The sequence below is a fragment of the Modestobacter sp. L9-4 genome (genome assembly GCF_019112525.1).
Lineage (GTDB): Bacteria > Actinomycetota > Actinomycetes > Mycobacteriales > Geodermatophilaceae > Modestobacter.
Genome location: NZ_CP077800.1, coordinates 3,710,263 through 3,736,580, shown reverse-complemented (window position 1 = coordinate 3,736,580; position 26,318 = coordinate 3,710,263). Strand labels below are relative to the sequence as shown.

Here is a 26,318-nt window from a genome sequence, read left to right as displayed (position 1 = left end):
GCCACCCAGCCGCCGTCACCCCGCCAGAGAGAGGACCCAGCGTGCCCAGCACCGCAGACATCCAGGCCGGTCTCGCCGAGATCCTGGAGGAGGTGGCCGGGGTCGCCCCCGCCGACGCCACCCCCGAGAAGTCCTTCACCGACGACCTGGACGTCGACTCGCTGTCCATGGTCGAGATCGCCACCGCGGTCGAGGACAAGTTCGGCGTCGCCATCCCCGACGACGAGCTCGCCAACATCAAGACCGTCGGCGACGCGATCTCCTTCATCGAGTCCCACCAGTAGTAGAAGGACCACCTCTCCCCCCACGCCTCGCACGCTCGGCGCGGGCCCCTGAGAGGTGGCCGAAACACCTCACCAGGCCGTCCGGCCAGTCAGTCCCAGGAAGGAACGTCCCATGAGCACGCCCACCGCCGATGTCGTCGTCACCGGGCTCGGCGCCACCACGCCCCTCGGTGGCGACGTGGCCTCCACCTGGGAGGCACTGCTGGCCGGCCGGTCCGGGGTCACCCGGATCACCGACGACTGGGTCAAGGAGTTCCCCGCCCAGCTCGTCGCCCGGCTCTCCAGCGAGCCCGCCGACACCCTCGACCGGGTGCGCATCCGCCGGCTGGACCGCAGCCAGCAGGTCGCGGTGGTCGCCGCCGAGGAGGCCTGGCGCGACGCGGCCGGCGCCGACTCCGGCGTCGCCCCCGAGCGGATCGCCGTGGTCTTCGGCACCGGCATCGGCGGCGCGCTCACCCTGCTCGGCCAGGACGACATCCTGGAGGAGAAGGGGCCCAAGCGCGTCTCCCCCTTCACCATCCCGATGCTCATGCCCAACGGCCCGGCCGCCGCGGTCGGGCTGGCCGTCGGCGCCCGCGCCGGCGTGCACGCCCCGGTCAGCGCCTGCGCCTCGGGTGCGGAGGCCATCCGCTGGGGCCTGGACCTGCTGCGGCTCGGCCGCGCCGACATGGTCGTCGTCGGCGGCACCGAGGCCTGCGTGCACCCGCTGCCCATGGCCGGCTTCGCCGCCATGCGCGCCATGAGCACCCGCAACGACGAGCCCGAGCGCGCCTCCCGCCCCTTCGACAAGGGCCGCGACGGCTTCATCCTGGGTGAGGGGGCGGCCGCGCTCGTGCTCGAGCGCGCCGACGCCGCCCAGGCCCGCGGCGCCAAGGTCTACGCCCGGCTCGCCGGCGCCGGCGGCACCTCCGACGGCTACGACCTGGTCGCCCCGCACCCCGAGGGCGAGGGTGCGGCCCGCGCGATCGGCGCCGCCATCCGGGACGCCGGGCTGACCGCCGCCGACATCGGCCACGTCAACGCCCACGCCACCTCCACGCCGCTGGGCGACACCGCCGAGGCCACCGCCATCCACGACGCGATCGGCGACCACACCCTGGTCACCGCCACCAAGAGCCAGACCGGTCACCTGCTGGGTGCCGCCGGTGCGCTCGAGTCGGTGTTCGCGATCCTCGCGCTGCGCGACCAGGTCGTGCCGGCCACCGCCAACCTCGAGGACCTCGACGACAACCCGGCCGTGCAGGCGCTGGACATCGTCCGCGGCGAGCCCCGCAAGGCCAGCTTCGACGCCGTCCTCAACGACTCGTTCGGCTTCGGCGGCCACAACATGGCCGTGGTCTTCACCAAGGCCTAGCGGCCCCCGACCCACCAGTCCGGTCCGGGCCCCCACCGGGGCCCGGACCGCTCCCTCCCGCTCTGAGGAGCAGTTCATGACCACCGTGCACGCCGATCCGCCCGCTGCGACCGTCGACCCGCGGGACCCCGAGCACCGCCTCGAGCAGTTCTTCGACGCCGGTTCGCTGCAGCTGCTCGCCGCCCGGGACACGTCCGGCGTGCTGGCCGCCCGCGGCACCGTGGCCGGCTCCCCGGCGATCGCCTACTGCACCGACGCCACGATCATGGGCGGGGCGATGGGCCTGGACGGGTGCCGGCACATCGTCGACGCCATCGACGCCGCGCTGCGCGAGCGGGTCCCGGTCGTGGGCATCTGGCACTCCGGCGGTGCCCGGCTGGCCGAGGGCGTCGTCGCCCTGCACGCGGTCGGTGAGGTCTTCGCCGCGATGGTGCGCGCCTCCGGGCGCATCCCGCAGATCTCCGTCGTCCTGGGTGCGGCCGCCGGCGGCGCCGCCTACGGTCCCGCGCTCACCGACCTGGTGATCATGAGCCCCGCCGGGCGGGTCTTCGTGACCGGCCCGGACGTCGTCCGCTCGGTCACCGGCGAGAACGTCGACCAGGAGCAGCTCGGCGGCCCCGACACCCACGGCCGCCGCTCCGGCGTCGTCCACGTGGTGACCGAGAGCGAGGCCGAGGCGCTGGAGACGGCCCGGACGGCGGTCGACCTGCTCGCCGCCCAGGGCAGCTTCTCCCCCGCCGAGGGCGAGCCGACCGCCGACCTGATGAGCCTGCTGCCCGAGCAGCGCAACCGCGCCTACGACGTCAAGCCGCTGGTCGCCGCGGTGCTGGACGGCCCCGGCCTGGAGCTGCACCCGCGCTTCGCCCCCAACGTGATCACCACGCTGGGCCGGATGGCCGGGCGCACCGTGGGCGTCGTGGCCAACAACCCGCTGCGGCTGGGCGGCTGCCTGGACTCCGCGTCGGCGGAGAAGGCGGCCCGGTTCGTGCGGATGTGCGACGCCTTCGGGGTGCCGCTGGTCGTGCTGGTCGACGTCCCGGGCTACCTGCCGGGTGTGGGCCAGGAGTGGGACGGCGTCGTCCGCCGCGGCGCCAAGCTGCTGCACGCCTTCGCCGAGGCCGTGGTGCCGCGGGTGACGCTGGTGACCCGCAAGTCCTACGGCGGCGCCTACATCGCGATGAACGCCCGCTCGCTGGGCGCGACCGCGGTGTTCGCGTGGCCGGGCGCCGAGGTGGCCGTGATGGGCGCCAAGGCCGCCGTGGGCATCCTGCACCGCAAGAAGCTGGCCGCGGCGCAGCCCGGTGAGCGCGAGGCGCTGCACGCGCAGCTGGCCGCCGAGCACGAGCGGATCGCCGGCGGCGTGAACCGGGCGATGGAGATCGGTGTCGTGGACGCCGTCGTCGACCCGTCGGAGACCAAGCGCCGGCTGGTGGCCGCGCTGACCGAGGCGCCGTCCGGGCGCGGGGCACACGGCAACATCCCGCTGTGACACCGGGCCCGGAGAGGGCCCAGAACGCGACGCGGCCCGGCCCCTCTGCGGAGGGGGCCGGGCCGCTGTCCGTGGTGCAGGTCCACCACGGCAGCACGTGGTGGACCTCCGGCCCCGCTGCAGGGACCCGCGCCGCGCGGAGCGTGGCGTGGGGGGCAGTGGGGTCCTTCCTCAGACGACCTGGTGCAGCCAGGTGACGGGGGCGGCGTCGCCGGCGTGGCGGTAGGCCTCGAGGTCCTCGTCCCAGGCGGAGCCCAGCAGGGCGTCGACACCGTGCCGGAAGGCCTCGACCGAGTTCGCGGTGGCGGCCAGGTGGCGGAGCTGCTGCTCGCTGATGACGAGGTCGCCGTTCGCGCTCACCGGGGAGCGGTGCACACCGCGGCCGGGCACGTAGGACATGCGCTCGCCGTCGTTGCCGTGGCTGGCCTCCTCGGTGACCTCGAAGCGCAGCATCGGCCACTGCTTGAGGGCAGCCACCAGCTTCGCCCCGGTCCCGGGGGCGCCCGTCCAGGCGACCTCGGCACGGTAGGCACCGCGCGCCATGGGCTGGTCAGCCCATGACAGGGACACCGGCGCGCCGACGACGCGCTCGAGCGCCCACTCGACATGCTGGCAGAGAGCCTTCGGGCACGAGTGCACGAAGACGACACCCTGGGTTGACCGTCGCTGCACGGCGCACCTCCATCGACTCGACTGACTCCGTCTTCCCCAACGGACCTGTCGTGCGGTGGACTGCTCACGTACCTCGGCGGCTCTCAGAGCGACCAGGGTGAGTCTGCCGGATCATGACCCGGTCGCGCCAGCCCGCACTGGTGTGGATGAGACGACTGGGACGCCAGTGGTCCAGCGAGGCGGGCATTCCCGCAGCTCAGCGACGATCTTGGTGCGACACGTGGACGGATCCACCCGGGATCGTCCACCTGTCGGGCAGCGGCGGAGTCCCTCGACGGCCGCTCCCCCGCCAACGCTAGCGTGGACGCCTGGGGCGGTAGCTCAGCCGGTCAGAGCACGGGACTCATAATCCCTGGGTCGTGGGTTCGAGCCCCACCCGCCCCACTTCTCCTGACCGGCGCTGCTGCCCGGGCGGGGTCAGGGCCCGGGCGGCGGCGCCGGCTCACCGGCCGACGCGCGTCCTCACGGCAGGGGGCGGTCCGGAGCGGCGCCGGGGTGGCCGGCCCGGTCGGACACCGCGACCCCGGTCCGGACCGAGCACAGCCCAGGACGCCGGGCTCCCGCGGTGTCCGCCGTCCCGTCGGCAGCCGGGCGACCAGGTGGAGGGCGCGGTGGGGACCCGGCGGGCCGGCTGCGACGGCGCCGTCCTCGTCGTCCTGCTCGTCCTCGTCACCGGGCTCGAGCCGGCCCGCGAGCCCGACGAGCACCAGCATCCGGGTCACCAGACCGGGCGTGGCCTGCAGGGTGAGCGGCACCCCGCGCAGCTGCGCCGTCCGGCTGGCCAGCAGGAGGGCGCGCAGACCACCGGCGCTGAGGAACCGGGTCTGCCGCACGTCGATCGAGACCGCGCTGGGCCGGGCCTCCCAGGTACGGGTCAGCGCCCCGTCCAGCAGCCCGCACGTGGAGTGGTCGACGTCCCCGACCACCGTGAGGACAACGCGTCCCGGCGTGACGAGTCGCTCCACGACCGTCAGGACGCAGAGGTCCTCGGCGTAGAAGGCGGTGGTGCAACGTCCTGACATGGCGCTTCCCCTCGGTCGTGAGGGTCGCCGGGTCCGGGGCCACCTGGAGTGCGACGTCACGATAGCGCCGCACGCCCGGCGTGGACAGTCCCGGCGCCGATCGAGGACCGGTCCGGGGACGCCGACCTCACCGCCGGGGCGGGCGACCTCGCTGCTCGACGACCGCGGCTGCGACGTCCCGCAGGGGGAGGCCGTTGCGCCGGGCGTGGTCCCGCATCTGCACGAAGGCCTCGTCCACCCCGATGCCGGTGCGCTCGGCGAGCATGCCCTTGGCCTGCTCGATCACGACCCGGCTGTTCAGCGCCTCCTGCAACTGGTCGGCCACCACCGCGCGCGCGGAGATCGTGCGCTCGGCGATCAACGCGACCGACGCCACGTCGGCCAGCGCCCGGGCCAGCTTGAGCTGGCTGCCCACCAGCGCGCCCTCGGTGACCCGGAAGACGTTCATGGCGCCGATCACCTGGTCGCGCAGGCGCATGGGCACGGCCTGGGCCGACCGGTAGCCCGCCGCCTCGGCGCGCGCGCTGAACGCTGGCCAGGAGGCGCGCATCGCCGCCAGGTCCGGCGGCGTCACCGACTCACCGGTGCGGAAGCTGTCCAGGCAGGGACCGGAGTCACCCTGCAGCTCGAAGAGCTCCAGCAGCCGGACGTCGTGCGAGCTGGCCGCCAGCACCTGCAGCTCCCCCTGGGCGTCGGCCAGCATGATGCCGGCCGCGTCGGCGTCGAGCAGCCCCACCGCCCGCAGGACCAGGCGGTCGAGGAAGTCGGTCACCTCGAACCCCGTCACCAGGGAGTCGGCCAGCTCGACGAACGAGTCGGCGATCAGGTCCTCACGCGTGTTCATCCGAGTCGCCTCTCATCGGGGTCTTCTCCCCCGTCGGGCTGGTGCCGGTCACCGTCCGCGCCCTGCCGTGCCGCGTGACCTCGTTCGATGACCCCGGCACCCACCATGCCCAGATCCGTGTCGTCGAAGCGGACGCGGCGGGCCACGACGTCCTCCGCCACGTCCCTCAGCCGGCGGCCGGAGGCGAAGGCGGCGCTCCGCAGCCTGACCAGCGCCGTCCCCAGCGGGACGTCGAGCTGCACGGCGACCATCCCCGCGGCCTGGTGCACCACGGGCCGGACGTCGACCAGCTCGGCGACGTCCGCCGCGGGCCCGGTCACGTCGTCGCCGTCGGCCAGCACCAGGAGGACGGCGACGGCCGCCCCCGCGTGCGCGTGCAGCGTCGCCAGCCCGTCCGGCGACAGGTCCCCCGGCTGCCTGCAGTGGACGTCCAGCACCCCGAGCTGCACGGCCCCCACCTGCAACGGCGCGCTGAACGCCGCCCCGATGCCTAGCGAGGCCGCCTCGCGGCCGTACAGCGCCCAGCGGGCGTCGGATCCCAGGTGCGGGCTGTGCACCACCCGGCCCGTGGCCGAGGCCAGCCGGCCGGGGCCCTCGCCCAGCGTGTACTGGAGGTCCTCCCCCGCCCGGCCCAGGCCCTCGGTCGCCGCCACCACGGCCAGGGCGCCACCGGAGTCGCCCACCGCCAGTCCCACGCCGGCAGCCCCGAGGGCCCGGCTGCAGTCCTCGACGAGTGCGTCCGGCCAGCCGAGCCGGTCGGCGCGCGTCAGGACCAGGCCCAGCACGTCGGCGACCCGCGACGCCGGCCTGCCCCCGACGCTCACGACCGGCGCCGAGCCGGGTGCGGACCCGACGTGCGGTCCGGGTGTCCGGTGTCCATCGCCCACCTCGGTCCCTGGTCGCGTCCCCGACCGGGTCCGGGTCAGGTACCCCGCCGACAGCCCCGCACGGCCCCTGGCGACGCTGCCGTCCCACCCTCCCATCCACCCGACGCCGGGCGGCGTCCCACGTCGACGAGGTGAGAGCCTGCGTGCCATGACCGACGCCATCAACGAGCTCGCCGCCGAGGCTGCAGCTGCCTACCCGGGCGGGACCGTCTACGCCTACGCCGCGCAGGACGCCGTGACCGCTCGCATCCTGGTCGTCGAGGAGGGCGGTCCCGCCTTCCCCGAGGGCCGCAACATCGGGGCACCGGACGACGACGTCACCGGCAAGTGGGCCGGCATCCTCGAGGGAGCCGGCTTCGAGCCCGGGATGTGGTCCTGGTGGAACGCCATCCCCTGCGGCCTGGACCGACCGCTCACCGCGGACGACAAGGCGCGGGGCGCCAAGTACCTCAAGCGCGCCATCGCCCTGCACCCCCACCTGGAGGTCGTCCTCGCGGTCGGGCTCGTCGCGCAGCAGGTCGTCGGGACGGCCCGCCCCAGCGCCCGGGTGCTGAAGACCCGCAGTCCGCTGCGGACCGGCGCCGGTCAGCGCGAGGAGATCCGCGGGATGTTCGAGCGCGCCCGGCTGGACGCCTACCCGTTCGGGTTCCACCGGGAGGACTGAGCACGCCCACGCGCAGTCCCCGTCCGCCGGCGGGACAGCAGGCCGGTGGGGTGCGAGGCGCCGGGCGACCGGAGGTGACCGGGTCGCCGTCGATCTACATTCCGGGCATGGCTGACAAGAACCGTGTCCCCCGCCCGCTCGGGTGGTGCAGCTCCTGCCTGGCCCAGGACGAGGAGCGCCCGGCGGTGACCTCGTACCAGGGCACGTCGCTGTGCCGGGAGCACCACGCCACCGCCCACGGCGAGCAGCAGGCGTCCCTGCGGCTGGGCGACCTGGCCGCGCAGGCGCAGAGCCAGGCCGAGGCCGCCGTCGAGGAGGCCCGCAAGCTCCTGACCCGGGCCTGGAACCTGCGCGAGCAGCGCTGACCGGCAGGCCGGCGCCGTCCGGCCGAGGATGAGCACGTGCCCCTCGACTCCAGCGTCAGCTACCCCGCCTCCCCCGACGCCGTGCTCGCCGTCCTCACCGACGAGCAGTTCCTCCGGGACCGCGCCGCGGCGCTGAACGCCCAGGTGCAGGAGGTGACGGTCACCGGTCACGCCACCACCACCCGGCTGTCGGCGCCCACCGCCGGCATCCCGCCGGTCTTCGCCCGCTTCGTCGGGTCCGCGGTCGCCGTCGTCGAGCGCTCCACCTGGACGTCGGACGGCGAGGGCGGCCACCGCTCGCCGCTGGACGTCGAGTCGGAGGTCTTCGGCCGGGAGGTGCGGGTGACCGGCGAGCGGCGGCTGCGGCCCGAGGCCGGCGGCACCCGCGCGACGATCACCGGTGACGTCCGGGTCGACGCGCCGCTGGTCGGCCGGCAGGCGGAGAACGCCGTCCGCGAGCTGATGGCCGTCGTGCTCCGCAAGGAGGAGGAGCTGCTGCGCGCCCGGCTCGCCTGACCGGACCGTCGGAGGGGCGCGCGAGGATGACGGGCATGGTCGCCTTCTTCCTCCCGCGCGCCAGCGACGACGAGCAGGCCGAACGGCTCTACGACGCCCTGGCCGAGTTCGCCGGCTGCGAGCCGGCCCCGCCCGGGCAGCGGGTCGCCTCGATCACCTTCGACACCGACGGCGCCCAGTGGGTCGCCGCCGTCGGCGAACCGCTGACCGGGCGACGGACGACGTCCCGGCTGCGCCGCGGTGAGCTGGTCGAGCACACCGAGGAGCTGGGCTCCCCCAGCCGGGTGCTGGCGATCTACCCGGGCACGCCGTTCGTGGTGGTCACCGATGCCCAGCCGATCACCCCGGCCGCCTCCGAGTGGGCCAACCCGTTCACCGTCACACCGGGCGCGGTGACGCTGTTCGACCGCTGAGTCAGCGGCCCTGGCGCTGCCGGTAGCGGGCGGCCCGCTTCTCCGCGGCCGTCCGTCGGCGCTCCGACTCCGCCGCGGTGCGGCCCTGCTCGGCCTGGTCGCGCACCGCCTGGGCGGTGCCGGGCGGGAAGCCTGCCTTCTTGACCCGGTTCTCGGTCGTCTCGGGCATGTAGGCGAAGGAGAAGATCAGCCCGAGCAGCAGCCCGCCGAGCGCGGTCATGCCGCGGATCCAGAACGGGCCGGGCACCAGCAGCAGCACCAGCGCGATCGGCACGGCCATCTGCACCAGCGCCCGCGCCAGGTGCCGCTGCCCCCAGGTGCTGGTCGTGGTGTCGTGCAGCACCCAGGCGCGGTGCCGCGCGGGCAGGCCGGCGCCCATCGCGTAGCCGAGCCACCTCAGCGGCCCGGGCCGGTGCAGTCGGGTGCCGTCGTCGGCGGGCGGCAGGTCCTCGACAGGCACCTGTCCTGTGTACCCCAGTGCGACGTGGGACGGGTGTGGCAGGAGTGCACCGCGAGGGCTGCCCCCGCGGCCCCGGGAGGCGCATCATCGGTGCATGGGCACGCTCGTGATCGACGACGTCGCCCCCTTCGAGGACTGGACCACCGCCGCCCGCGCCTCCCTGGGGTTCCTGCACCGCACCATCGGGCTGGACGCCTGGATGGTCACCCACGTACAGCCACCGGACCAGCTGGTGCTGCTCACCCATCCCCGCGACGCGGTGCCCTGCGGCACCGCGGTCCCGTGGGAGCAGTCGTTCTGCCGCTCCATGGTCGGCGGCACCGCCCCCCGGGTGGCCACCGTCGCCGCCGCCGTCCCGGCCTACCGGGACCTGGTCACCCTGCACGGCGACCGGGTCGCCGCCTACCTCGGCGTCCCGCTGGTCACCCGATCCGGCGAGCTGTACGGCACGCTGTGCGGGGTCGCGGGCCGGGCCCAGCCGCGCTCGCTGAGCCGGCACCTGCCGCTGGTGGAGCACACCGCCCGGATGCTGAGCACCCTGCTGCCGGACTGAGCCTCAGCGGGTGGCGGCGCGCAGCTCCCGGACGTCGATCCGCGCGCGGCCGACGTAGTACAGCGTCGTCGCGCCGCCGAGCGGGGTGTCCCACGGCGGGCTGACGGCGAGCCCACCGGAGCTGCGCACGGCGAGCACGGTCGCGCCGAACCGCCGTCCGAGGTGGGTCTGGCAGTCGCCGAACACCGCGAACCCGTGCCCGGCCGGCAGCTGCAGCGAGTAGGTGTTGCCGTGGCCGCCGGCGCTCATCAGGTCGCTGTAGACCTCGGTGATGCCGGGGTCCAGCGCCTCCTCGGTGATCAGCGTGGGCATGTGCCACTGCACGCAGGCGATGCCGGGGTTGACGTAGCGCAGGTTGTCGCGCCGGCCGAGGTCGCGCAGCGCGGCGACGGTGTGCACGCCGGGGTTGGCGTGCTCGACCGCGACGGCGATGGCCAGCGTCTCGTTGTCGTCGCGCCCGTCGACGATCACCGTGCGGGCCGCCTCGACGCAGGCGCGGGTCATCACGTCGTGCCGGGTGAGGTCGCCGCGCACGAAGGAGACCACCGGGTCCTCGGGCACCGGGTTCTCGGGCACGTCGTCCCACGCGCACAGCGCGATCGGTGTCGCGTTCTCCGCGTGCAGCTCGGCGAGCATCCGCTCGGTCCGGCCCGGGAGGTACCCCAGGACGACGACGTGATCGGTGAGCTCCAGTGCTCCCACACCCCTCCGGCGCTTGCCGCGGACCGACTGCAGGTAGTCGGCGAGCCGCGTGAACAGCAGGGTCAGCGTGACGATCCCGCCGACGATGACGTAGGTGCCCACCAGGCGCCCGGCCCCGGAGACGGGGAAGTAGTCGCCGTAGCCGACGGTCGCGGCGGTGACGACGAAGTACCACCAGTAGTTGCCCGGTGCGGTGATCTCGCTGTCGGCCGGCTCGACCAGGTCCATCGCCAGCCAGCTGGTGGCGAACACCAGCACGATCACCGCCAGCGGCAGCCGCCAGCCGTGCAGCCGGCTGCCCAGCAGGCGGGTCAGCCGGGTGATGAGGAGGAACACGGGTCTCCTGCCGGGTCGGACGCTGGAGGCGCAACCTACCGTCCGCGCGTGGGGCGTTTGGCCGCCTCGTGCGCGGAGCACCCACGTGATCATGACGTCCGGGGCCGGAGGGGACGAGCGGCTGGTCGGCGGCCGCTACCTGCTGGTCTCCGAGCTCGGCCGTGGCGGCATGGGCGTGGTCTGGCTGGCCACCGACCAGGTGCTGCAGCGCCAGGTGGCGCTCAAGGAGATCAGCTACCCGGTGCACCTCACCGACGACGAGCGCGCGGTGCTCCGCGAGCGCACGCTGCGCGAGGCGCGGGCCGCGGCCCGGCTCGACGACCCGCACGTGGTCACCGTGCACGACGTCGTCGTGGAGGACGGCCAGCCGTGGCTGGTCATGGAGCACGTGCCCTCCCGCAGCCTGCAGCAGGTCCTGGAGGACGACGGCCCGCTGAGCCCGGCGGCCGCCGCGCGGATCGGGCTCGACGTCCTGTCGGCGCTGGAGGTGGCGCACGCCGCGGGCATCGTGCACCGCGACGTGAAGCCGGGCAACGTGCTGCTCGACGACGGCGACGGGCACGCCTGCCTCACCGACTTCGGCATCGCCACCGTGACCGACGAGTCGTCCCTGACCGCCCAGGGCGCGGTGCTCGGCTCGCCGTCCTACATGGCCCCCGAGCAGGCCCGTGGCGAGCAGTCCTCCGCCGCGGCCGACCTGTGGTCGCTGGGCGCGACGCTCTACACCGCCGTCGAGGGGCGGCCGCCGTTCGACCGCGGCGCCCCCATGGCCACGCTGCTGGCGGTGGTGCGCGAGGAGCCGGCGCCGGGCGAGGCCGCCGGCCCGCTCGCCCCGCTGCTGAGCGGGCTGCTCACCAAGGACCCGGCCCTGCGGACGACGGCGGCGCAGGCGCGGCGCGAGCTGGCGGAGGTCGCCGCCGGGGTCGACGCCGCACCGGCCCGCCCACGCGGTGCCCGGGCGGCGGTCCTCGGCGGGACCGTCGAGCGCTTCGAGCTGGCCGACCTGCTGGCCCTGGCCTCCACGTCCAAGGCCGTGGTGGGCACCGCCGTGCGCGGCGCCCGGCACCAGGTGCGCGACGCGACCGACCGCCGCCGGGCCGACGCGGAGGCCGCACCCACCCGCAGCCGGCACGAGCGACGGCAGGCGGTGAAGCAGCGGCGGCTGCGGTTCAAGCGGCGCTGGGTCGTCGTCCCGATGGTGCTGCTGGTGCTCGTCCTGCTCGTCGTCGTCGCGGCGCTCGCGCTGCTGGTCACCGGGGTCGTCGAGCTGTCCTGAGCCGACGACTGGCGCGGCGGGGCCACGGGTAGGCCGACGACATGGAGAGCCGTGAGCTGCTGCTGACCGCGTTCGACAACATCGAGGAGGTCGTCGCCCGGGCGGTCGAGGGGATCGACCCGGAGCTGCTGAACGCCCGGATCGACCCCGAGGCCAACACGATCGCCTGGCTGGTCTGGCACCTGACCCGGGTCCAGGACGACCACGTGGCCGAGGTCGCCGGCACCGAGCAGGCCTACACGGCCAGCGGCTGGGCCGACCGGTTCACACTGCCCTTCGAGCCCGGCGCGATCGGCTACGGCTTCAGCAGCGAGGACGTCGCGGCCACCGTGGTCACCGACCCGCAGCTGCTCGTCGACTACCACGCCGACGTGCACCGCCGGACCGCCGACTTCCTGCGCACCCTGTCGGCGGCGGACCTGGACCGGGTCGTGGACGAGCGCTGGGACCCGCCGGTCACCCTCGGCGTCCGGCTGCTCAGCGTGATCGGTGACGACCTGCAGCACGCCGGTCAGGCCGCGATCGTGCGCGGCGTCCTCGAGCGGCGCTGAGCCCGGACGACGCCTGCCCGGCACACCGGGCAGGCGTCGGCCGTGGGGTCAGTCGGTCGGGACGGTGAGGCGGCGGCACTCGGCGCAGGTGGACCGGCCGGTGCTGATGCGCTCCCACTGCTGGGAGCCCCACACCTGCACGATGGCGCCGCAGACGGCCAGTTCCACCTCGCCGTCGAGCTCGTCCGTGGGGCGGTGCGCCTCCACGGCGTGCCAGGACATGGGCTGGTCGACGGGCTGGGCCCAGTAACGCCGGTCGGGTCGCGCGAACCCCACCGCGTACGTGCTCGCCCGCTGCACTGTGGTCACCGTCGGGTTGTGCCCTGCACCACGTCGTCCTAATCGTCTACCCGGCGATGGGTTGTGCGGCACCGATCAGCGGTCGGCGGCGCCGGGCTCCTCGACCAGCTCGGTCAGCGCCTGGGCGAGCGCGTCCACCCGGTCCTGCCCCAGCGACCGGGCCAGCGCCGCCTCGCGCGCCTCGACCAGCGACTCCCACCGGGCCAGCCGGGTGCGGCCCGCGGCCGACAGGTGGACGACGACCCGCCGCCGGTCCTCCGGGTCGGGCAGCCGGTGGGCCAGGGTCGCGTCGACCAGCCCGTCGACGACCCGGGTCGCGGTGGGCCCGGGCAGCTGCAGCCGGGCGACCAGCTGGCCCATCGTGACCCCGGGCGCGGCCGCCAGGGCGCGCAGCACGCGGTAGCCCTCCAGCGTCCCGCCGTCCTCGGCGAGCGCGGCCGACACGGCCCGCTCGACCCGCCGGGAGGTGGCGGTGAGCAGCTCGACCAGGTCGGGGCGGCCGGTCGTCACGGCTTCGACGTCCCGCCCCGGCATGCGGCTGACCATACTCAGCGGCGTGCGCGGCACACCGTCTCCGCTGCGGGACCCCTGGGACGTCCTCGTCTCCGGACCCGCGCCCGACGCCGTCCGGATCGGGCTGGCCGTCCCGCTGTCCGGGCCGCTCGCGCTGACCGCGCCGTCCACCCTGGACCTCGCGGTCCTGGCCGCCGAGGAGTGCACCGAGGCCGGCGGGGTGTCCGGACGGCGGGTGGAGCTGGTGCCGGTCGACTCCGGCCGCGCCCCGGAGGTCGTGGTGGCCGAGGCGGTCGCGCTGCGCGACGCCGGGGTCTTCGAGAGCCTGGTCGGCTTCCACACCAGCGACGTGCACCGTGCCCTCGCCCGGGCGTGGGCCGGGCGGGGCAGCTACGTGTTCACCCCGCCGCACGAGGGCGGCCGCGGTCTGCCCGGCGTCCACCGGACCGGGCACGGCCCGACCGCCCAGCACGCCGCGGCGCTGGCCTGGCTCGTCCGGCACCGGCGCGCGACACGGTGGGTGCTGCTGGGCACCGACTACGTCTGGCCCCGCGCGGTCCACCTGGCCGCCCGGCAGAGCCTGGCCGCACTGGGCGCGCAGGTGGTCGGCGAGGCGCTGGTGCCCTTCGGCCCGGGCGACCCCGGGCCGCTGCTGGACCTGGTGGTGCGCAGCCGCGCCGACGCCGTGCTGCTCAGCCTGGTCGGCCGCGACCTCGTCCTGTTCCACCGCGAGTTCGCCCGGGCCGGACTGGACCGCCGGGTGGTGCGGCTGTCGGGCGCGCTGGAGGAGAACGGCCTCTACGCGATGGGCGGGGACGCCACCGGGGAGCTCTACGCGGCGATGCCGTCGTTCGCCGCCTCCCCCGCGTCCACCGACGAGCACCAGCTGGCCCTGCAGGAGCGGCACGCCCAGCGGGCGGGCGCGAGCGCGCCGGTCGTCTGCGCCTACGCCCGCAGCGTCCACGACGGCGTGCGGCTGGCCTGCTCGCTGCTCGCCGGTGGAGGTGGCGGCCGGACGGCCCGCTCGGCGCCGCGGCTGGCCAGGGCGGACGGGCTCACGTTCCACGAGCTGCCCGCCGGCTGACCGACCGGCGCAGATTCGTTTCCACACGGAAACAAAACGCCACTACGGTCCTCCCGTCCGGCCACGGGCCGGCTGAGGAGAGGACCCGCCGTGAGCGACCCACGCACCACCCACCCCGCCGAGGCACCAGCGACGACCGCCGGCGAGGACGGCGTCGAGGCGTTCGGCTACCAGCAGGAGCTCAAGCGCTCGCTGAGCTTCACCGACCTGCTGGTCTACGGCCTGGTCTTCATGGTGCCGATCGCGCCGTTCGGCATCTTCGGCAGCGTCTTCTCCGCCTCCGGCGGCATGATCGCGCTCGTCTACCTCATCGGTGGACTGGCCATGGCGTTCACCGCGGCGTCCTACTCGCAGATGTCGCGGGCCTTCCCGATGGCCGGCTCGGTCTACACCTACGCCGGGCGCGGCATCGCCCAGCCGGTCGGCTTCCTGGCCGGCTGGATGATCCTGCTGGACTACGTGCTCATCCCCGGCCTGCTCTACCTGATCGCCGGCGTCGCCATGAACGCGATCGTCAGCGGCATCCCCGTCGCGGTGTGGGTGGTCGCCTTCGTCGTCCTCAACACCGTCGTCAACTTCCTCGGCATCGAGTTCACCGCCCGCACCAACAAGATCATGCTGATCGGTGAGCTGGTCGTGCTGGCGCTGTTCGTGGTCATCGGCCTGATCGCGCTGCTGAGCAGCAACGGCAACGGCGCCGACGCGTTCTCCCCGATCTACGACAGCGACACCTTCGACGTCAGCCTGGTGTTCGGCGCCGTCTCGATCGCCGTGCTGAGCTTCCTGGGCTTCGACGGCATCTCCACCCTGGCCGAGGAGAACCGGGAGTCCGCCCGCTCGATCGGCAAGTCGATGATCGCCGCGCTCGCACTGGCCGGGACGCTGTTCATCGTCCAGACCTGGATCGCCGCCCTGCTGGTGCCCGCCCCCGCGACCCTGATCGCCGACGGCGACGCCGCGGGCACGTCCTTCTACGACGCCGCCGAGGCCGCCAGCGGGCACTGGCTCTACATCGTCACCGCGGTGGCGACCGCGATCGCCTGGGGCTTCGCCAACTCCCTCGTCGCCCAGGCCGCCACCTCCCGGCTGCTGTTCGCCATGGCCCGCGACCGGCAGCTGCCTGCCTTCCTGCGCAAGGTCCACCCCACGCGCCGGGTGCCGGTCAACGCCACGCTGCTGGTCGCCGCGGTCAGCCTGGTGCTCGGCCTGTACATGACCACCCGCGACGACTACGGCATCGGGACGCTGTCGACGCTGGTCAACTTCGGCGCCCTGTCGGCCTTCCTGGTGCTGCACGTGGCGGTCGTCGTGCACTTCGTCGTCCGCAACGGCAGCCGCGACTGGTGGCGGCACCTCATCGTGCCGGTCATCGGGTTCGCGATCCTGAGCTACGTCGTGGTCAACGCCAACGTGGCGGCCCAGCGGCTGGGCTTCGCCTGGCTCGGCCTCGGCGTGCTGGTGCTGGTCTACCTGCTCGCCACCGGCCGCAAGCCCGTGCTGGCCGAGGAGACGGTGAAGTGAGCGCCGACCTCGAGGTCGTCGGGCTGCACCCGACGCCGGAGCAGTACCGCTACGTCTTCGGCGGCGGCGCCGAGCCGCTGGTCCGGGTGCAGCCCGGCACCGTCGTCGAGCTCACCACCGAGGACTGCTTCGGCGGCCGGGTGCGCACGGCCGAGGACCTGCCCAGCCGGGTGTGCGACCTGGCGCACCTGAACCCGGTCACCGGACCGGTGCACGTCGAGGGCGCCGAGCCCGGCGACACCCTCGCCGTGCACGTCATCGACATCGCCCCGGCCCGCGACTGGGCGGTGTCCACGACGTTCCCGCACTTCGGGGCGCTGACCGCCACCCACGAGACCGCGATGCTGCACGACCCGCTCGAGGAGGTCGTGTGGGTCTACGAGGTCGACCGCGAGCGGGGCACCTGCCTGTTCCGGCCGCGCCGCGGCGGACCGGAGGTCGAGCTGCCGCTGGACCCGATGCACGGCACGCTCGGCGTCGCCCCGGCCGCGGGGCAGGCCTTCATGTCGATCACGCCCGCGGCGCACGGGGGCAACATGGACACCCCCGAGCTGCGCGCCGGGACGACGGTCTACCTGGGGGTCAACGTCCCCGGGGCGCAGCTGTCGCTGGGCGACGGGCACTGCCGGCAGGGTGAGGGCGAGGTGTGCGGCACCGCGGTCGAGGCGGCCATGCGCACGGTGGTCGTGGTCGACCTGGTCAAGGGCGGCGCCCCGGCGTGGCCGCGGCTGGAGAGCGACGAGTTCCTGATGTCGACCGGCTCGGTGCGACCGCTCGAGGACGCCTACCGGGTCAGCCAGCGGGACCTGGTCGGCTGGACCGCCGAGCTCGCCGGCTGGGACCTCCTGGACGCCTACCAGCTGGTCAGCCAGGCCGGGCTGGCGCCGGTGGCCAACGTCGTGGACACCAACTACACGATGGTGGCGAAGCTGGCCAAGCGGTACCTGCCGGGTGCGGCCGCCTTCGACGGCGTGCACGCCCGGCTCCGGGAGACCGGCGCGGCCTACCTCGCCCAGCGCTGATCGCCGCCGGTCCCCGCCGCGTGCGGGGACCGGCGGTCAGCCCTCGACGACCTGCTCGGCTGTGTCGGTCAGGGCGGTCTCCGCCGCGGCCCAGGTGGTGCCCTCCGGGGTGCCGGACCGGCCGACCGTGCCGGTGGGTGGTTCGTCGTGCGGCGGTGGGCGCCGGGGCGGGAGCGCGCAGCACGGGGGCGGGGCCATGCGGAGCAGCTCTCGGGGCGCCGCCCCTGGCGGACGTCGGCGTCCCCTTATGCCGCCCTTATGCCGCGGCTGGGCATCCTGGGGATGCGCGCTGCCGATGTGGGCAGCGCCGGGAGGGGACCTGATGCGCGTGCTGGTGGCCGATGACGAGCGGTTGCTCGCCGAGACCGTGGCCGAGGGGCTGCGCCGGCTGTCGATCGCCGTCGACGTCTGCTACGACGGCGAGGCGGCGCTGGAGCTGGTGTCGGTGCACCGCTACGACGTCGCGGTGCTCGACCGGGACATGCCCGGGCGCACCGGTGACGAGGTGTGCCGGCACATGGTGGCCAGCCGGGACGGCGTGCGGGTGCTGATGCTCACCGCGGCCGGTGGCATCCGGGACCGGGTGGACGGCCTCAGCCTGGGGGCCGATGACTACCTCACCAAGCCCTTCGCCTTCGCCGAGCTGGCCGCCCGGGTGCAGGCGCTGGGACGGCGCTCGGGTGCGGCCACCCCGCCGGTGCTCGACCAGCACGGCATCGTCCTCGACGTCCCGCGGCACACCGCCTCCCGGGACGGCCGGCTGCTGTCGCTGACCCCCAAGGAGTTCGCGGTGCTCACCGTGCTGATGCGCGCCGAGGGCCAGATCGTCACCGCCGAGCAGCTGCTGGAGCAGGCCTGGGACTCCCACACCGACCCCTTTACCAACACCGTCCGGGTCGCGGTGATGACCCTGCGCCGCAAGCTCGGTGACCCGCCGGTGCTGCACACCGTGCCCCGGGTCGGCTACCGGCTGGGGGGCAGCTGACCGTGCGGCTGCCCCTGCGTGCCCGGACCTCCCTCGGCCTGCTGACCTGCCTGCTGCTCGGCGGCCTCTTCGTGCCGTGGGCGTACCAGCACCTGGCCAACATCCGGCGCGCCGTCTTCTACGACTCCCTGTTCCTGCGCTGCTCGGACGACTGGCGGGACGTCGGCGCCAGCGGGTGCGCGCCCTCGGACTACGACCCCCTCGAGGCCGTCGTCCTGCTGGTCCTCGTCAGTGCACTGGTCCTGGCAGCGGTGGTCGGGCTGACCGTGTGGAGCGGGCGGCCACTGCGTCGGCTGAGCGTCACCGTGCAGCGGTTCGGGCCGCAGAACCTCGCCGAGCGCACCGACGTGCCCGCCCGCCGCGGCCAGTTCGGCCAGCTCGCCGGGGGCATCGACGCGATGCTGGACCGGGTCGCGGAGGGCTACGACGCCCAGCGCCGGTTCGCCGCCAACGCCTCGCACGAGCTGCGCACCCCGCTCGCCCTGCAGCGCACCCTGATCGAGGTCGGCCTGTCCGGGGACCCGACACCGGACCAGGTGCAGCTGCTCACCCGGCAGCTGCTGACCACCAACGAGCGCAACGAGGCGCTCATCGAGGGCCTGCTGGTGCTGGCCGAGACCGACCAGGCCGTCGTGACCCGCAGTCCCCAGCGGCTGGACGCCATCGCCGCCGACGTCGCCTCGGTCTACCAGCAGCTGGCCGGGGCGGCCGGCGTCCGGCTGCAGACCGCCCTGGAGCCGGTGGTCGTGGCCGGGGAGGCGGCGCTGCTGGAACGGCTGATCGCCAACCTGGTCCACAACGGCATCAAGTACAACGTCCCGGGCGGCGAGGTGTGTCTGCGCGTGACGCCCGGGCAGCCGGTGCTGCAGGTGACCAACACCGGCCCGCTGGTGCCCGCCGAGTCCGTGCCGCGGTTGTTCGAGCCCTTCCGGCGGGCCCGCGGCGACCGGCTGGACCACAGCGGCGGTGCCGGGCTCGGACTCACCATCGCCCGGTCGATCACCCAGGCGCACGCCGGACACATCGAGGCCACCGCCCAGCCGACCGGCGGGCTCGCGGTGACCGTGGAGCTGCCGCCACGGGGCTGACCGGCGGACTCCCCCCGGGGTCAGTGCAGCTGGTGCACCACCGCGTGGCCCCGGCCGCGGCTCATCAGCCAGCGGTTGACCGGCACGGTGAGCACGAACGCCAGCGCCAGCGCCCCGGCGAGGGACAGCCAGAACAGCGCGCTGCCCAGGCCGGCGTCCATCGCCCCGGGGACGGCGACCATGACCGTGTTGTCGATGACCTCCATGACCGTGATGGACACCGTGTCGGCGGCCAGTGCCACGCCCAGCGCCGCCCGCAGGGGCAGGCCGGCGCGGAGCACACCGCGCATCGTCAGCGCGTAGCCGAAGACGAAGGCCAGCACGATCGACAGGACGACGGTGCCGGCGGCGGGCAGGCCCACCGCCGTCCCGATCGCCATGCCGAGCACCTCACCGATCGCGCAGCCGGTGAGGCAGTGCAGGGTGGCCTGGGCCGCCATGGCCCAGCTGACGGACGGCGTGGAGCCGTGGACCGGGTGGACCGTGCTGTCGTGCATGACGCCTCCTCGGGACGGACGACGTCTGTGTACCCCCCGGGGGTATCCGGCGCAAGGGGTCCGTGCGCAGTCGTTGGCTACTTCTGCCGACGCGGGCTCGGTCATTGGTGAGACCTGCAGCACACAGCGCGCCGGGCGGCTGCCGATGATGGCGACATGTCACGTCGGCTCGCAACGATGCGGACCTCGACCGAGCAGCAGGTCGCGGCCCACCCGTCCCTCTCGCCCTGGTGGCGGTCGGCGGTCGTCTACCAGGTCTACCTGCGGTCCTTCGCCGACAGCAACGGCGACGGCATCGGTGACCTCGCCGGGCTGCGCTCACGGCTGCCCTACCTGTCCTGGCTGGGTGTCGACGCGCTGTGGATCAACCCGCACTACCCCTCCGGCGGCGCCGACGGTGGCTACGACATCGCCGACTACCGGGCCGTCGACCCCGACTACGGCGACGTCGCCGACCTGGAGGCGCTGGTCGCCGACGCCCGACAGCTGGGCCTGAAGGTCGTGCTGGACGTCGTCCCGAACCACACCTCCGACCAGCACCCGTGGTTCCAGGCCGCGCTCGCCGACGCGGACTCCCCCGAGGCCTCCCGCTACCACTTCGCCCCCGCGTCGGAGGAGCCGCCGAACAACTGGCAGTCGCTCTTCGGCGGGCCCGCCTGGTCACGCACCCCGGACGGCCGCTGGTACCTGCACCTGTTCGCCCCCGAGCAGCCCGACCTGAACTGGCGCGACCCCGCCGTCGCCGCGGACTTCGAGAAGACGCTGCGCTTCTGGCTCGACCGCGGGGTCAGCGGCTTCCGCGTCGACGTGGCGTACGGGCTGTTCAAGGACGCCGAGCTGCGGGACAACCCCGGGACGTACTCCCCCACCCTGTTCGGCCACGGGCCGGAACAGGCGATGACCTGGAACCAGCCCGAGGTGCACGACGTGTGGCGCCGGTGGCGGGAGATCTGCGACGAGTACCCGGACACGATGATCGTCGGGGAGGTCTGCCTGGCCGACCCGCAGGAGGTGGCGCTGTACTCGCGCCCCGACGAGATGCACCAGTCGTTCTGCTTCCGGCTGCTGAAGTCCGGCTGGGACACCGAGGCCTTCGCCGACGGCGTGCGCAGCGCCCTGGACGCGTTCGGCTCCGTCGGCGCCCCGGTCTCCTGGGTGCTCGGCAACCACGACAAGGACCGCCAGGTCACCCGCTTCGGCGGTGGCGCGCTCGGCACCGCCCGGGCCCGCGCCGCGGCGCTGCTGATGCTGGCGCTGCCCGGCTCTGCCTACCTCTACGCCGGTGACGAGCTCGGCCTGCCGCAGGCCGTCGTCCCCGACGAGGCCAAGACCGACCCGATCTTCTTCCGCAGCGGGGGCGCCCGCGCCGGGCGCGACGGCTGCCGCATCCCGATGCCGTGGAACGACACCGACGGCGTCGGCTTCTCCCCCGAGGGCGCCGCCGACCCGTGGCTGCCGATCCCGGCCGACTGGAGCGGCTACGCCGTCTCCGCCCAGACCCGCGACGGCGGCTCGATGCTCACCCTCTACCGCCGGGCGCTGGCGCTGCGGGAGGCCCACCCGGCGCTCGGCTCCGGCGAGGCGACGGTCGAGACCACCGGCGACGTCCTCACCGTGCACTGCGCCGGGGACGGCGAGCAGGTGCGCTGCGTGGTCAACATGGGCACCGAGACCGTGCTGGTGCGGACGACGGGCACGGTGCTGCTCGCATCCTCGACCTCGGTGCGCCAGTCGCCGGGCACCGTCGCCCTGCCCGCGAACACCGCCGCCTGGATCAGCGAGGACTGACCGACGGCGCCCGGGTCGGTCAGCCGGCCCGGGCGACCCAGTCAGCGAGGAGCGGGCCGGCGACCTCGGGCCGCTCGTGCAGCAGCGCGTGGCCGGCGCCGTCGACCACGGCGAGCGTCGCGCGGGGGTGCCGCCCGAGCAGCGCGACGGTGTCGGCTGACCCGACGACGGAGTCCTGCCGGCCGGCCAGCAGCAGCGTCGGCACCTCGCTGCCGGTGCCGACGTCGACCGGCCAGCGGGCGAGGACGCGCTCCAGCGCCACCTCGTCCTGGACGGCCATGCCCGGCACGACCGAGTCGCGGTGCCGGCGGGCGGTCGTCCGGGTGCGCACCACGAAGTAGTCGTCGAAGCCCGCGCGCTGGTCGGCGTCCAGCTCGTCGTACGCGTCGTCGTCCTGCCGGACCACCTGCGGGTCGGGGACCTCACCGGTGCGCTCGGCCGCAGGGCACACCAGCGCCAGGCCGCGCACCAGGTGCGGTCGCCGGGCGACCAGGCCGCGGGCGAGGTACCCGCCGTAGGAGTGGCCGAGCAGCAGCACCGGCCCGCCGGCCATCCGCTCGAGGAACGCACCGAGGACGGTGACCACGTCGTCGTTGCCGGTCAGTCCCTCGGCCGTCGTGCGCCCCATGCCGGGCAGGTCGACGTGGATGCGGCGCAGCCCGGAGTCCTGCAGCAGCGGCTCGAGCGCGGCCTCGACGTCCCGGTGGTCGACGCCGGCGCCGTGCAGGGTCACCAGTGGCGGCCCGCTGCCGTGCTCGACGGAGTGGACCGTGACGGCACCGATCCGGGTCTCCATGCCGGGACGGTAGTGCCCCGCAGGCTGCTCAGGCGCCGGTGCGGGCGCCGCTCAGGGCGGCGCTGAACAGCCGGGCGCTGCGCTCGACCGCGGCCCACTCCCCGGCCGCCATCGCCGCCGGGCTGCACAGCTCGCTGCCCACCCCGACCGCCACGGCGCCGGCGGCCAGCCACTCCCCCACGTTGTCCGCGGTCACGCCCCCGGTGGGCATCAGCGGGACGTCGGGGAACGGCCCGCGCAGCGCCCGGAGGTACCCGGCCCCACCGAGCGAGGCGGGGAAGACCTTCACCACGTCGGCGCCGAGCGCGGTGGCCGCCATGACCTCCGTGGGGGTGAGCGCACCCAGCATCACGAGGGCGCCGGTGGCCGTCATGGCCCGGGCCAGCCCGGGCTCGGTGCCGGGGCTGACCAGGAACCGGGCACCGGCGGCCACGGCCCGCGCGGCCTGCTCCGGCCGGGTCAGCGTGCCCGCCCCCAGCAGGACGGCGTCCCCGTGCCGGTCGGCGACCTCGGCGATCGCCCGCTCGGCGTCCGGGGTGGAGTAGGTGACCTCGATGCCGGTCACGCCACCGGCGACGAGCGCATCGGCTGCGCGGACGGCGGCCTCCGCCGAGGGCGCCCGGAGCACCGCGATGACCCCGGTGGCGGACACCTCGGCCACGGTGACGGTCATGCCGCGGGACGGAACGGGGTCGCCGGCCGGCCGTGCTGTCCGGGGCGCAGGTGGAACACCCCGCCGGCGCCCGGCTGGGCCGCCACCTCGGCGGCGTCCATCCCCTCGGTCGACGTGGAGATGAACAGGTCACCGAGGTCCGGGCCACCGAAGCAGCACGAGGTGACCAGCGCGACCGGCAGGTCGACGGTGAGCTCCGGGACGCCGTCGGGGGTGAACCGGACGACGCGCGAGCCGCCGAAGAAGGCCACCCAGACACCGCCGTCGGCGTCCACCGTGAGCCCGTCGGGGATGCCGGGCACGTCGGAGACGTCGGCGAAGCAGCGCCGGCCGGTCAGCGAGCCGTCGGCGACGTCGTAGTCGAACACGTCGACCCGGCGCGTGGGGCTGTCGACGTAGTAGCAGCGCCGGCCGTCCGGGCTCCAGTCCAGCCCGTTGCTGATCGCCGCGTCGGCGATGACGGTGCGCAGCGCGCCGTCCCCGCCCAGCGAGAACAGCGCGCCGCCGCCGGGGCGCTGGTCCAGGGCCATGCTGCCGGCCAGGTAGCGGCCGGCGGGGTCGACGTTGGCGTCGTTCATCCGGCGGTCCGGCTGCCCGGCCAGCGGTGCGGCCAGCCGCTCGGCGACCCGGCCGTCGCGGACCAGCGCGATGCCCTCGCCGTCGGCCACGACCAGGGAGCGGTCGTCGGCCACCGGGTGCACCGCCCCGACGGTCCCGGGCAGGTCGAAGGAGCTCAGCGCACCGGTGGCCGGGCGGAACTCCCACACCCGCCCCGGCGTGACGTCGACGAACAGCAGCGCGTCGTGCCGCTGGTCCCACACGACGCCCTCGCCGTGGTGCGGGCGCACGTGCAGCCAGGGGCTGGTCAGCGCCACCTGTCCCCGGCCGCTCACGGGACCAGCGACCGGAGCAGGTCGGCACTGCGGTGCACGCCGGTGACGAGCCGGTCGAGCACGGCGTCGGTGGCCGGGTCGCGCCGGCACTCCGCGGGGTGCTCCGCGCGCCAGGCCAGCAGCCGGGCGGCGCCCGCGGCCCAGGTGACCACCGGCGCGAAGGCCGGCACCGCACGGCGCACCTTGCTGTTGTCGACCACGGTGCTGTAGCGCAGGTCGCCCACGATCAGCGCCGACCAGCGCCAGTCCGGGGCGGCGACGGGCAGCAGGTCGGCGGGCACGTGCACCAGCCGCGGCACCACCCCGGCCAGGTCGGCGAGGGTCCGGTAGACCTCGTCCCAGGGCAGCACCTCCTCGGAGGTGACGTGGTAGGTCTCCCCCAGCGTGCGCGGGTCGCCGAGCAGCCCGGCCAGCCCCACCGCGAAGTCGCTCGCGTGGGTCAGCGTCCACAGCGAGGTGCCGTCACCGGGGACGACGACCTCCTCCCCGGACAGCAGCCGGTCGACGTCGGTCCAGCCGCCGGGCAGCGGCGGCTTCGCGTCGTCGTAGGTGTGCGAGGGCCGCACGACGGTGACCGGAAAGCCCTCGGCCCGGGCGGCGGCGAAGACGTCCTCGGCGGCCATCTTCGCCCCGGTGTAGCCCGGCGCCTCCCGCCAGCGCGGCGAGGACTCCACCACCGGCAGCCGCGCGCGGGACCGGTCGTAGACCGACGCGGAGCTGATGAAGACGTACTGCCGCACCCGCCCCCGGCAGGCTGCGACCGCGCGGGCGGCGTCCTCGGCGGTGAAACAGAGGAAGTCCACCACCACGTCGAACCCGCCGGCCAGCACGCCCTCCAGCGCGCCGGGCTCGGCGACGTCCGCGGTCACCGTGGTCACGCCGGGCGGCAGCTGCCGGAGTGCGGTGCGGCCGCGGTTGAGCACCGTCACCTCGTCCCCCAGCCGCACGGACTCCGCGACGCACGAGGCGCTGATCGCCCCGGTCCCCCCGATGTACAGCACGCTCGTCATGTCGGCCGCCGTCCGGTCAGTGGGAGTCGCGCGGGACGGCGCTGCCGCGGCCGCCGACGAGGAAGTCGAAGTCCGCGCCCTGCTCGGCCTGCAGCACGTGCTGGCGGTAGAGCCAGCGGTAGCCCGACCGGTCGTCCACCACCGCGGGCACCAGCACGGCAGCGCGGCGTTCCAGCTCCTCGTCGGGGACGTCGACGTCCAGCCGCCGGGCCGGGACGTCGAGGGTGATCCGGTCGCCGGTCTGCACCAGGGCCAGCGGCCCGCCGACGGCGGCCTCCGGCGACACGTGCAGGACGACGGTGCCGAAGCCGGTGCCGCTCATCCGCCCGTCGCTGATCCGCACCATGTCGGTCACCCCGGCGCGCAGCAGCCGCGCCGGCAGCGGCACGTTGGCCACCTCCGGCATGCCCGGGTAGCCGCGCGGTCCGGCACCCCGGACGACGATGACGTCGTCGGCGCTGATGTCGAGGTCCTCGTCGTCGACGACCGCGTGGTAGGCCTCCGGGGAGTCGAAGACGACCGCGCGGCCGGTGTGCACCAGCAGCTCCGGCGAGGCCGCGGACTGCTTGAGCACCGCCCCGGCCGGGCAGAGGTTGCCGCGCAGCACCGCGGTCCCGGTGCCGGCCGGCTGCAGCGGGGCGTCCATGGTGCGGATGACCTCGTCGTTCCAGCACTCGGCGTCGGCGACGTTGGCCCCGATGCTCTCGCCGGTGACCGTGAGGGCGTCGCGGGCGAGCAGCCCCGCCTCGTCCAGCCGGCGCAGCACCACCGGCAGGCCACCGGCGTAGCAGAAGTCCTCCATCAGGAACCGGCCCGAGGGCATCAGGTCCAGCAGCGTGGGGACCGGGAGCGGCAGCTCGTCGAAGTCCTGCAGGGTGAGCTCGACGCCCAGCCGGCCGGCGATGGCCAGCAGGTGCAGGATCGCGTTGGTCGAGCCACCGATCGCGGCGTTGGTGCGGATGGCGTTCTCGAACGCACCGCGGGTCATGACCTGGCTGGGCCGGACGTCGCGCTCGACGAGCTCGACGATCTGCCGGCCGGCCTGCTGGGCGACCTCGAAGCGGCGGGCGTCGACGGCCGGCCAGGTCGCCGACCCGGGCAGCTGCATGCCCAGCGCCTCGGCCATGCAGGCCATCGTGGAGGCGGTGCCCATGGTCATGCAGTGGCCCTTGGAGCGGGCCATGCAGCCCTCGGCGACGTGGCACTCGTCGACGGTCATCCGGCCGGCCTTGACCTCGGCCTCGAACTTCCACACGTGGGTGCCCGAGCCGACGTCCTGGCCGCGGTACTTGCCGTTGAGCATCGGGCCGCCGGTGACCATGATCGCCGGCAGGTCGACGCTGGCGGCGGCCATCAGCAGGCCCGGGGTGGTCTTGTCGCAGCCGGACAGCAGCACGACGCCGTCCAGCGGGTTGGCCCGGATCAGCTCCTCGCCGACCATCGCCAGGAGGTTGCGGTAGAGCATCGCCGTGGGCCGCATGAGGGTCTCCCCGGTGGACATCACCGGGAACACCAGCGGGAACCCACCGGCCTGCCACACCCCGCGCTTGACCGCCTCGGCCACCTCGTCCAGGTGCGCGTTGCACGGGGAGAGCTCCGACCACGTCGAGGCGATGCCGATGACCGGGCGGCCGTCGAAGACCTCCGCGCCGTACCCCTGGTTGCGCATCCAGGACCGGTAGAGCATCCCCGAGCGCCCCTCGGCGCCGAACCACTCCTGACTGCGGCGTCCCGTTCCGTCCGTGCGGTCCATCGTGTGC

Annotated in this window: 30 protein-coding genes, 1 tRNA gene and 1 pseudogene; 17 read left to right on the top strand and 15 right to left on the bottom strand. The window is 74.7% G+C overall.

The annotated features are described in order from the left end of the window. Nucleotides 1–41: 41 nt before the first annotated feature. The 3 genes from KUM42_RS17730 to KUM42_RS17720 all read left to right on the top strand — a co-directional run bounded on the left by KUM42_RS17730 (nucleotide 42) and on the right by KUM42_RS17720 (nucleotide 3,127). Nucleotides 42–284, top strand: a complete 243-nt coding sequence (locus KUM42_RS17730) for an acyl carrier protein (protein ID WP_237493844.1) — start codon at nucleotides 42–44, stop codon at nucleotides 282–284. A gap of 112 nt (nucleotides 285–396) precedes the next feature. Further along, nucleotides 397–1,638: a beta-ketoacyl synthase gene (locus tag KUM42_RS17725; protein ID WP_237493843.1), complete on the top strand. Its 1,242-nt coding sequence runs from the start codon at nucleotides 397–399 to the stop codon at nucleotides 1,636–1,638. A gap of 76 nt (nucleotides 1,639–1,714) precedes the next feature. After that, complete coding sequence (locus KUM42_RS17720; protein WP_237493842.1) at nucleotides 1,715–3,127, top strand: acyl-CoA carboxylase subunit beta; 1,413 nt, start codon at nucleotides 1,715–1,717, stop codon at nucleotides 3,125–3,127. Nucleotides 3,128–3,298: 171 nt separating this feature from the next. Here the strand turns inward: KUM42_RS17720 and KUM42_RS17715 are convergent, their stop codons facing one another. Continuing rightward, nucleotides 3,299–3,766: a DUF3145 domain-containing protein gene (locus KUM42_RS17715; RefSeq protein WP_237496695.1), complete on the bottom strand. Its 468-nt coding sequence runs from the start codon at nucleotides 3,764–3,766 to the stop codon at nucleotides 3,299–3,301. Nucleotides 3,767–4,109: 343 nt separating this feature from the next. On the opposite strand from KUM42_RS17715, the gene KUM42_RS17710 reads away from it, so the two are divergent. Continuing rightward, nucleotides 4,110–4,183 (top strand) — tRNA-Ile (locus KUM42_RS17710). A 314-nt stretch (nucleotides 4,184–4,497) separates the two neighbouring features. Here KUM42_RS17710 and KUM42_RS20445 read toward each other — a convergent pair. From KUM42_RS20445 to KUM42_RS17700, 3 genes and pseudogenes are all read right to left on the bottom strand, one after another. Continuing rightward, a pseudogene (locus tag KUM42_RS20445) lies at nucleotides 4,498–4,821 on the bottom strand (STAS domain-containing protein); the annotation flags it as partial. 127 nt (nucleotides 4,822–4,948) lie between these two features. Continuing rightward, entirely contained in the window at nucleotides 4,949–5,665 is a 717-nt protein-coding gene (locus KUM42_RS17705) for a GAF and ANTAR domain-containing protein (protein ID WP_237493841.1), read from the bottom strand. Further along, on the bottom strand, nucleotides 5,662–6,450 hold the full coding sequence (locus tag KUM42_RS17700) for an ANTAR domain-containing protein (protein ID WP_237493840.1): 789 nt from the start codon (nucleotides 6,448–6,450) through the stop codon (nucleotides 5,662–5,664). The genes KUM42_RS17705 and KUM42_RS17700 overlap by 4 nt, the downstream gene beginning before the upstream one ends. 250 nt (nucleotides 6,451–6,700) lie before the next feature. Here KUM42_RS17700 and KUM42_RS17695 point away from each other — a divergent pair, with 250 nt between their 5' ends. The 4 genes from KUM42_RS17695 (at nucleotide 6,701) to KUM42_RS17680 (ending at nucleotide 8,510) form a co-directional block, all read left to right on the top strand. Beyond that, the gene (locus KUM42_RS17695) at nucleotides 6,701–7,216 is read left to right on the top strand and encodes a hypothetical protein (RefSeq protein WP_237493839.1); all 516 of its coding nucleotides are present in this window, start codon (nucleotides 6,701–6,703) and stop codon (nucleotides 7,214–7,216) included. A gap of 107 nt (nucleotides 7,217–7,323) precedes the next feature. Further along, nucleotides 7,324–7,581 carry a hypothetical protein gene (locus KUM42_RS17690; protein ID WP_237493838.1) on the top strand — a complete coding sequence of 86 codons (258 nt, stop codon included), beginning with the start codon at nucleotides 7,324–7,326 and terminating at the stop codon, nucleotides 7,579–7,581. Nucleotides 7,582–7,617: 36 nt separating this feature from the next. Next, entirely contained in the window at nucleotides 7,618–8,097 is a 480-nt protein-coding gene (locus KUM42_RS17685; RefSeq protein ID WP_237493837.1) for a DUF2505 domain-containing protein, read from the top strand. Between the two features lie 35 nt (nucleotides 8,098–8,132). Beyond that, the gene (locus KUM42_RS17680) at nucleotides 8,133–8,510 is read left to right on the top strand and encodes a hypothetical protein (RefSeq protein ID WP_237493836.1); all 378 of its coding nucleotides are present in this window, start codon (nucleotides 8,133–8,135) and stop codon (nucleotides 8,508–8,510) included. 1 nt (nucleotide 8,511) lies between these two features. Here KUM42_RS17680 and KUM42_RS17675 read toward each other — a convergent pair whose 3' ends face one another. After that, nucleotides 8,512–8,970: a DUF5313 family protein gene (locus tag KUM42_RS17675; RefSeq protein WP_237493835.1), complete on the bottom strand. Its 459-nt coding sequence runs from the start codon at nucleotides 8,968–8,970 to the stop codon at nucleotides 8,512–8,514. A gap of 94 nt (nucleotides 8,971–9,064) precedes the next feature. Here KUM42_RS17675 and KUM42_RS17670 point away from each other — a divergent pair, with 94 nt between their 5' ends. Beyond that, a complete protein-coding gene (locus KUM42_RS17670; RefSeq protein WP_237493834.1) occupies nucleotides 9,065–9,523 on the top strand; it encodes a GAF domain-containing protein in 459 nt (152 codons plus the stop codon). A 3-nt stretch (nucleotides 9,524–9,526) separates the two neighbouring features. On the opposite strand, the gene KUM42_RS17665 is transcribed toward KUM42_RS17670, so the two are convergent. Continuing rightward, entirely contained in the window at nucleotides 9,527–10,561 is a 1,035-nt protein-coding gene (locus tag KUM42_RS17665; protein ID WP_237493833.1) for an ion channel, read from the bottom strand. Between the two features lie 91 nt (nucleotides 10,562–10,652). Here KUM42_RS17665 and KUM42_RS17660 point away from each other — a divergent pair, with 91 nt between their 5' ends. Together KUM42_RS17660 and KUM42_RS17655 are read left to right on the top strand one after the other, a co-directional pair. Further along, on the top strand, nucleotides 10,653–11,837 hold the full coding sequence (locus KUM42_RS17660) for a serine/threonine-protein kinase (RefSeq protein ID WP_237493832.1): 1,185 nt from the start codon (nucleotides 10,653–10,655) through the stop codon (nucleotides 11,835–11,837). 41 nt (nucleotides 11,838–11,878) lie between these two features. After that, nucleotides 11,879–12,388: a DUF664 domain-containing protein gene (locus tag KUM42_RS17655; protein ID WP_237493831.1), complete on the top strand. Its 510-nt coding sequence runs from the start codon at nucleotides 11,879–11,881 to the stop codon at nucleotides 12,386–12,388. A 48-nt stretch (nucleotides 12,389–12,436) separates the two neighbouring features. On the opposite strand, the gene KUM42_RS17650 is transcribed toward KUM42_RS17655, so the two are convergent. Both KUM42_RS17650 and KUM42_RS17645 read right to left on the bottom strand, forming a co-directional pair. After that, nucleotides 12,437–12,697 (bottom strand): hypothetical protein, encoded by a 261-nt coding sequence (locus KUM42_RS17650; RefSeq protein ID WP_237493830.1) that lies wholly within the window; start codon nucleotides 12,695–12,697, stop codon nucleotides 12,437–12,439. A gap of 66 nt (nucleotides 12,698–12,763) precedes the next feature. Then, nucleotides 12,764–13,222, bottom strand: a complete 459-nt coding sequence (locus tag KUM42_RS17645; RefSeq protein WP_237493829.1) for a MarR family winged helix-turn-helix transcriptional regulator — start codon at nucleotides 13,220–13,222, stop codon at nucleotides 12,764–12,766. A 22-nt stretch (nucleotides 13,223–13,244) separates the two neighbouring features. Between KUM42_RS17645 and KUM42_RS17640 the strand changes: the two genes are divergently transcribed. From KUM42_RS17640 to KUM42_RS17630, 3 genes are all read left to right on the top strand, one after another. Then, entirely contained in the window at nucleotides 13,245–14,285 is a 1,041-nt protein-coding gene (locus KUM42_RS17640) for an ABC transporter substrate-binding protein (protein WP_237493828.1), read from the top strand. A gap of 90 nt (nucleotides 14,286–14,375) precedes the next feature. Beyond that, nucleotides 14,376–15,806, top strand: a complete 1,431-nt coding sequence (locus KUM42_RS17635; protein ID WP_237493827.1) for an APC family permease — start codon at nucleotides 14,376–14,378, stop codon at nucleotides 15,804–15,806. Further along, nucleotides 15,803–16,828: an acetamidase/formamidase family protein gene (locus KUM42_RS17630; protein WP_237493826.1), complete on the top strand. Its 1,026-nt coding sequence runs from the start codon at nucleotides 15,803–15,805 to the stop codon at nucleotides 16,826–16,828. Before KUM42_RS17635 ends, KUM42_RS17630 begins: the two co-directional genes overlap by 4 nt. Nucleotides 16,829–16,864: 36 nt before the next feature. Here KUM42_RS17630 and KUM42_RS17625 read toward each other — a convergent pair whose 3' ends face one another. Beyond that, complete coding sequence (locus KUM42_RS17625) at nucleotides 16,865–17,026, bottom strand: hypothetical protein (RefSeq protein WP_237493825.1); 162 nt, start codon at nucleotides 17,024–17,026, stop codon at nucleotides 16,865–16,867. 124 nt (nucleotides 17,027–17,150) lie between these two features. Here KUM42_RS17625 and KUM42_RS17620 point away from each other — a divergent pair, with 124 nt between their 5' ends. After that, nucleotides 17,151–17,813, top strand: a complete 663-nt coding sequence (locus KUM42_RS17620) for a response regulator transcription factor (RefSeq protein ID WP_237493824.1) — start codon at nucleotides 17,151–17,153, stop codon at nucleotides 17,811–17,813. A gap of 2 nt (nucleotides 17,814–17,815) precedes the next feature. Next, nucleotides 17,816–18,901 (top strand): ATP-binding protein, encoded by a 1,086-nt coding sequence (locus KUM42_RS17615; RefSeq protein ID WP_237493823.1) that lies wholly within the window; start codon nucleotides 17,816–17,818, stop codon nucleotides 18,899–18,901. Nucleotides 18,902–18,921: 20 nt separating this feature from the next. Here KUM42_RS17615 and KUM42_RS17610 read toward each other — a convergent pair whose 3' ends face one another. Then, a complete protein-coding gene (locus KUM42_RS17610; RefSeq protein WP_237493822.1) occupies nucleotides 18,922–19,398 on the bottom strand; it encodes a DUF4396 domain-containing protein in 477 nt (158 codons plus the stop codon). 177 nt (nucleotides 19,399–19,575) lie between these two features. Here KUM42_RS17610 and KUM42_RS17605 point away from each other — a divergent pair, with 177 nt between their 5' ends. Continuing rightward, nucleotides 19,576–21,186 carry a glycoside hydrolase family 13 protein gene (locus tag KUM42_RS17605; RefSeq protein ID WP_237493821.1) on the top strand — a complete coding sequence of 537 codons (1,611 nt, stop codon included), beginning with the start codon at nucleotides 19,576–19,578 and terminating at the stop codon, nucleotides 21,184–21,186. 19 nt (nucleotides 21,187–21,205) lie between these two features. On the opposite strand, the gene KUM42_RS17600 is transcribed toward KUM42_RS17605, so the two are convergent. The 5 genes from KUM42_RS17600 to KUM42_RS17580 are packed head-to-tail and all read right to left on the bottom strand — an operon-like array spanning nucleotide 21,206 to nucleotide 26,311. Beyond that, nucleotides 21,206–21,982: an alpha/beta fold hydrolase gene (locus tag KUM42_RS17600; protein ID WP_237493820.1), complete on the bottom strand. Its 777-nt coding sequence runs from the start codon at nucleotides 21,980–21,982 to the stop codon at nucleotides 21,206–21,208. 28 nt (nucleotides 21,983–22,010) lie between these two features. Continuing rightward, nucleotides 22,011–22,655, bottom strand: a complete 645-nt coding sequence (locus KUM42_RS17595) for a bifunctional 4-hydroxy-2-oxoglutarate aldolase/2-dehydro-3-deoxy-phosphogluconate aldolase (protein WP_237493819.1) — start codon at nucleotides 22,653–22,655, stop codon at nucleotides 22,011–22,013. After that, nucleotides 22,652–23,548, bottom strand: a complete 897-nt coding sequence (locus KUM42_RS17590) for an SMP-30/gluconolactonase/LRE family protein (RefSeq protein ID WP_237493818.1) — start codon at nucleotides 23,546–23,548, stop codon at nucleotides 22,652–22,654. Before KUM42_RS17590 ends, KUM42_RS17595 begins: the two co-directional genes overlap by 4 nt. Then, on the bottom strand, nucleotides 23,545–24,558 hold the full coding sequence (locus KUM42_RS17585; protein ID WP_237493817.1) for an NAD-dependent epimerase/dehydratase family protein: 1,014 nt from the start codon (nucleotides 24,556–24,558) through the stop codon (nucleotides 23,545–23,547). The genes KUM42_RS17590 and KUM42_RS17585 overlap by 4 nt, the downstream gene beginning before the upstream one ends. A 16-nt stretch (nucleotides 24,559–24,574) precedes the next feature. Beyond that, nucleotides 24,575–26,311, bottom strand: coding sequence for an IlvD/Edd family dehydratase (locus tag KUM42_RS17580; RefSeq protein ID WP_237493816.1), 1,737 nt, complete (start codon nucleotides 26,309–26,311; stop codon nucleotides 24,575–24,577). Between the last annotated feature and the right edge of the window lie 7 nt (nucleotides 26,312–26,318).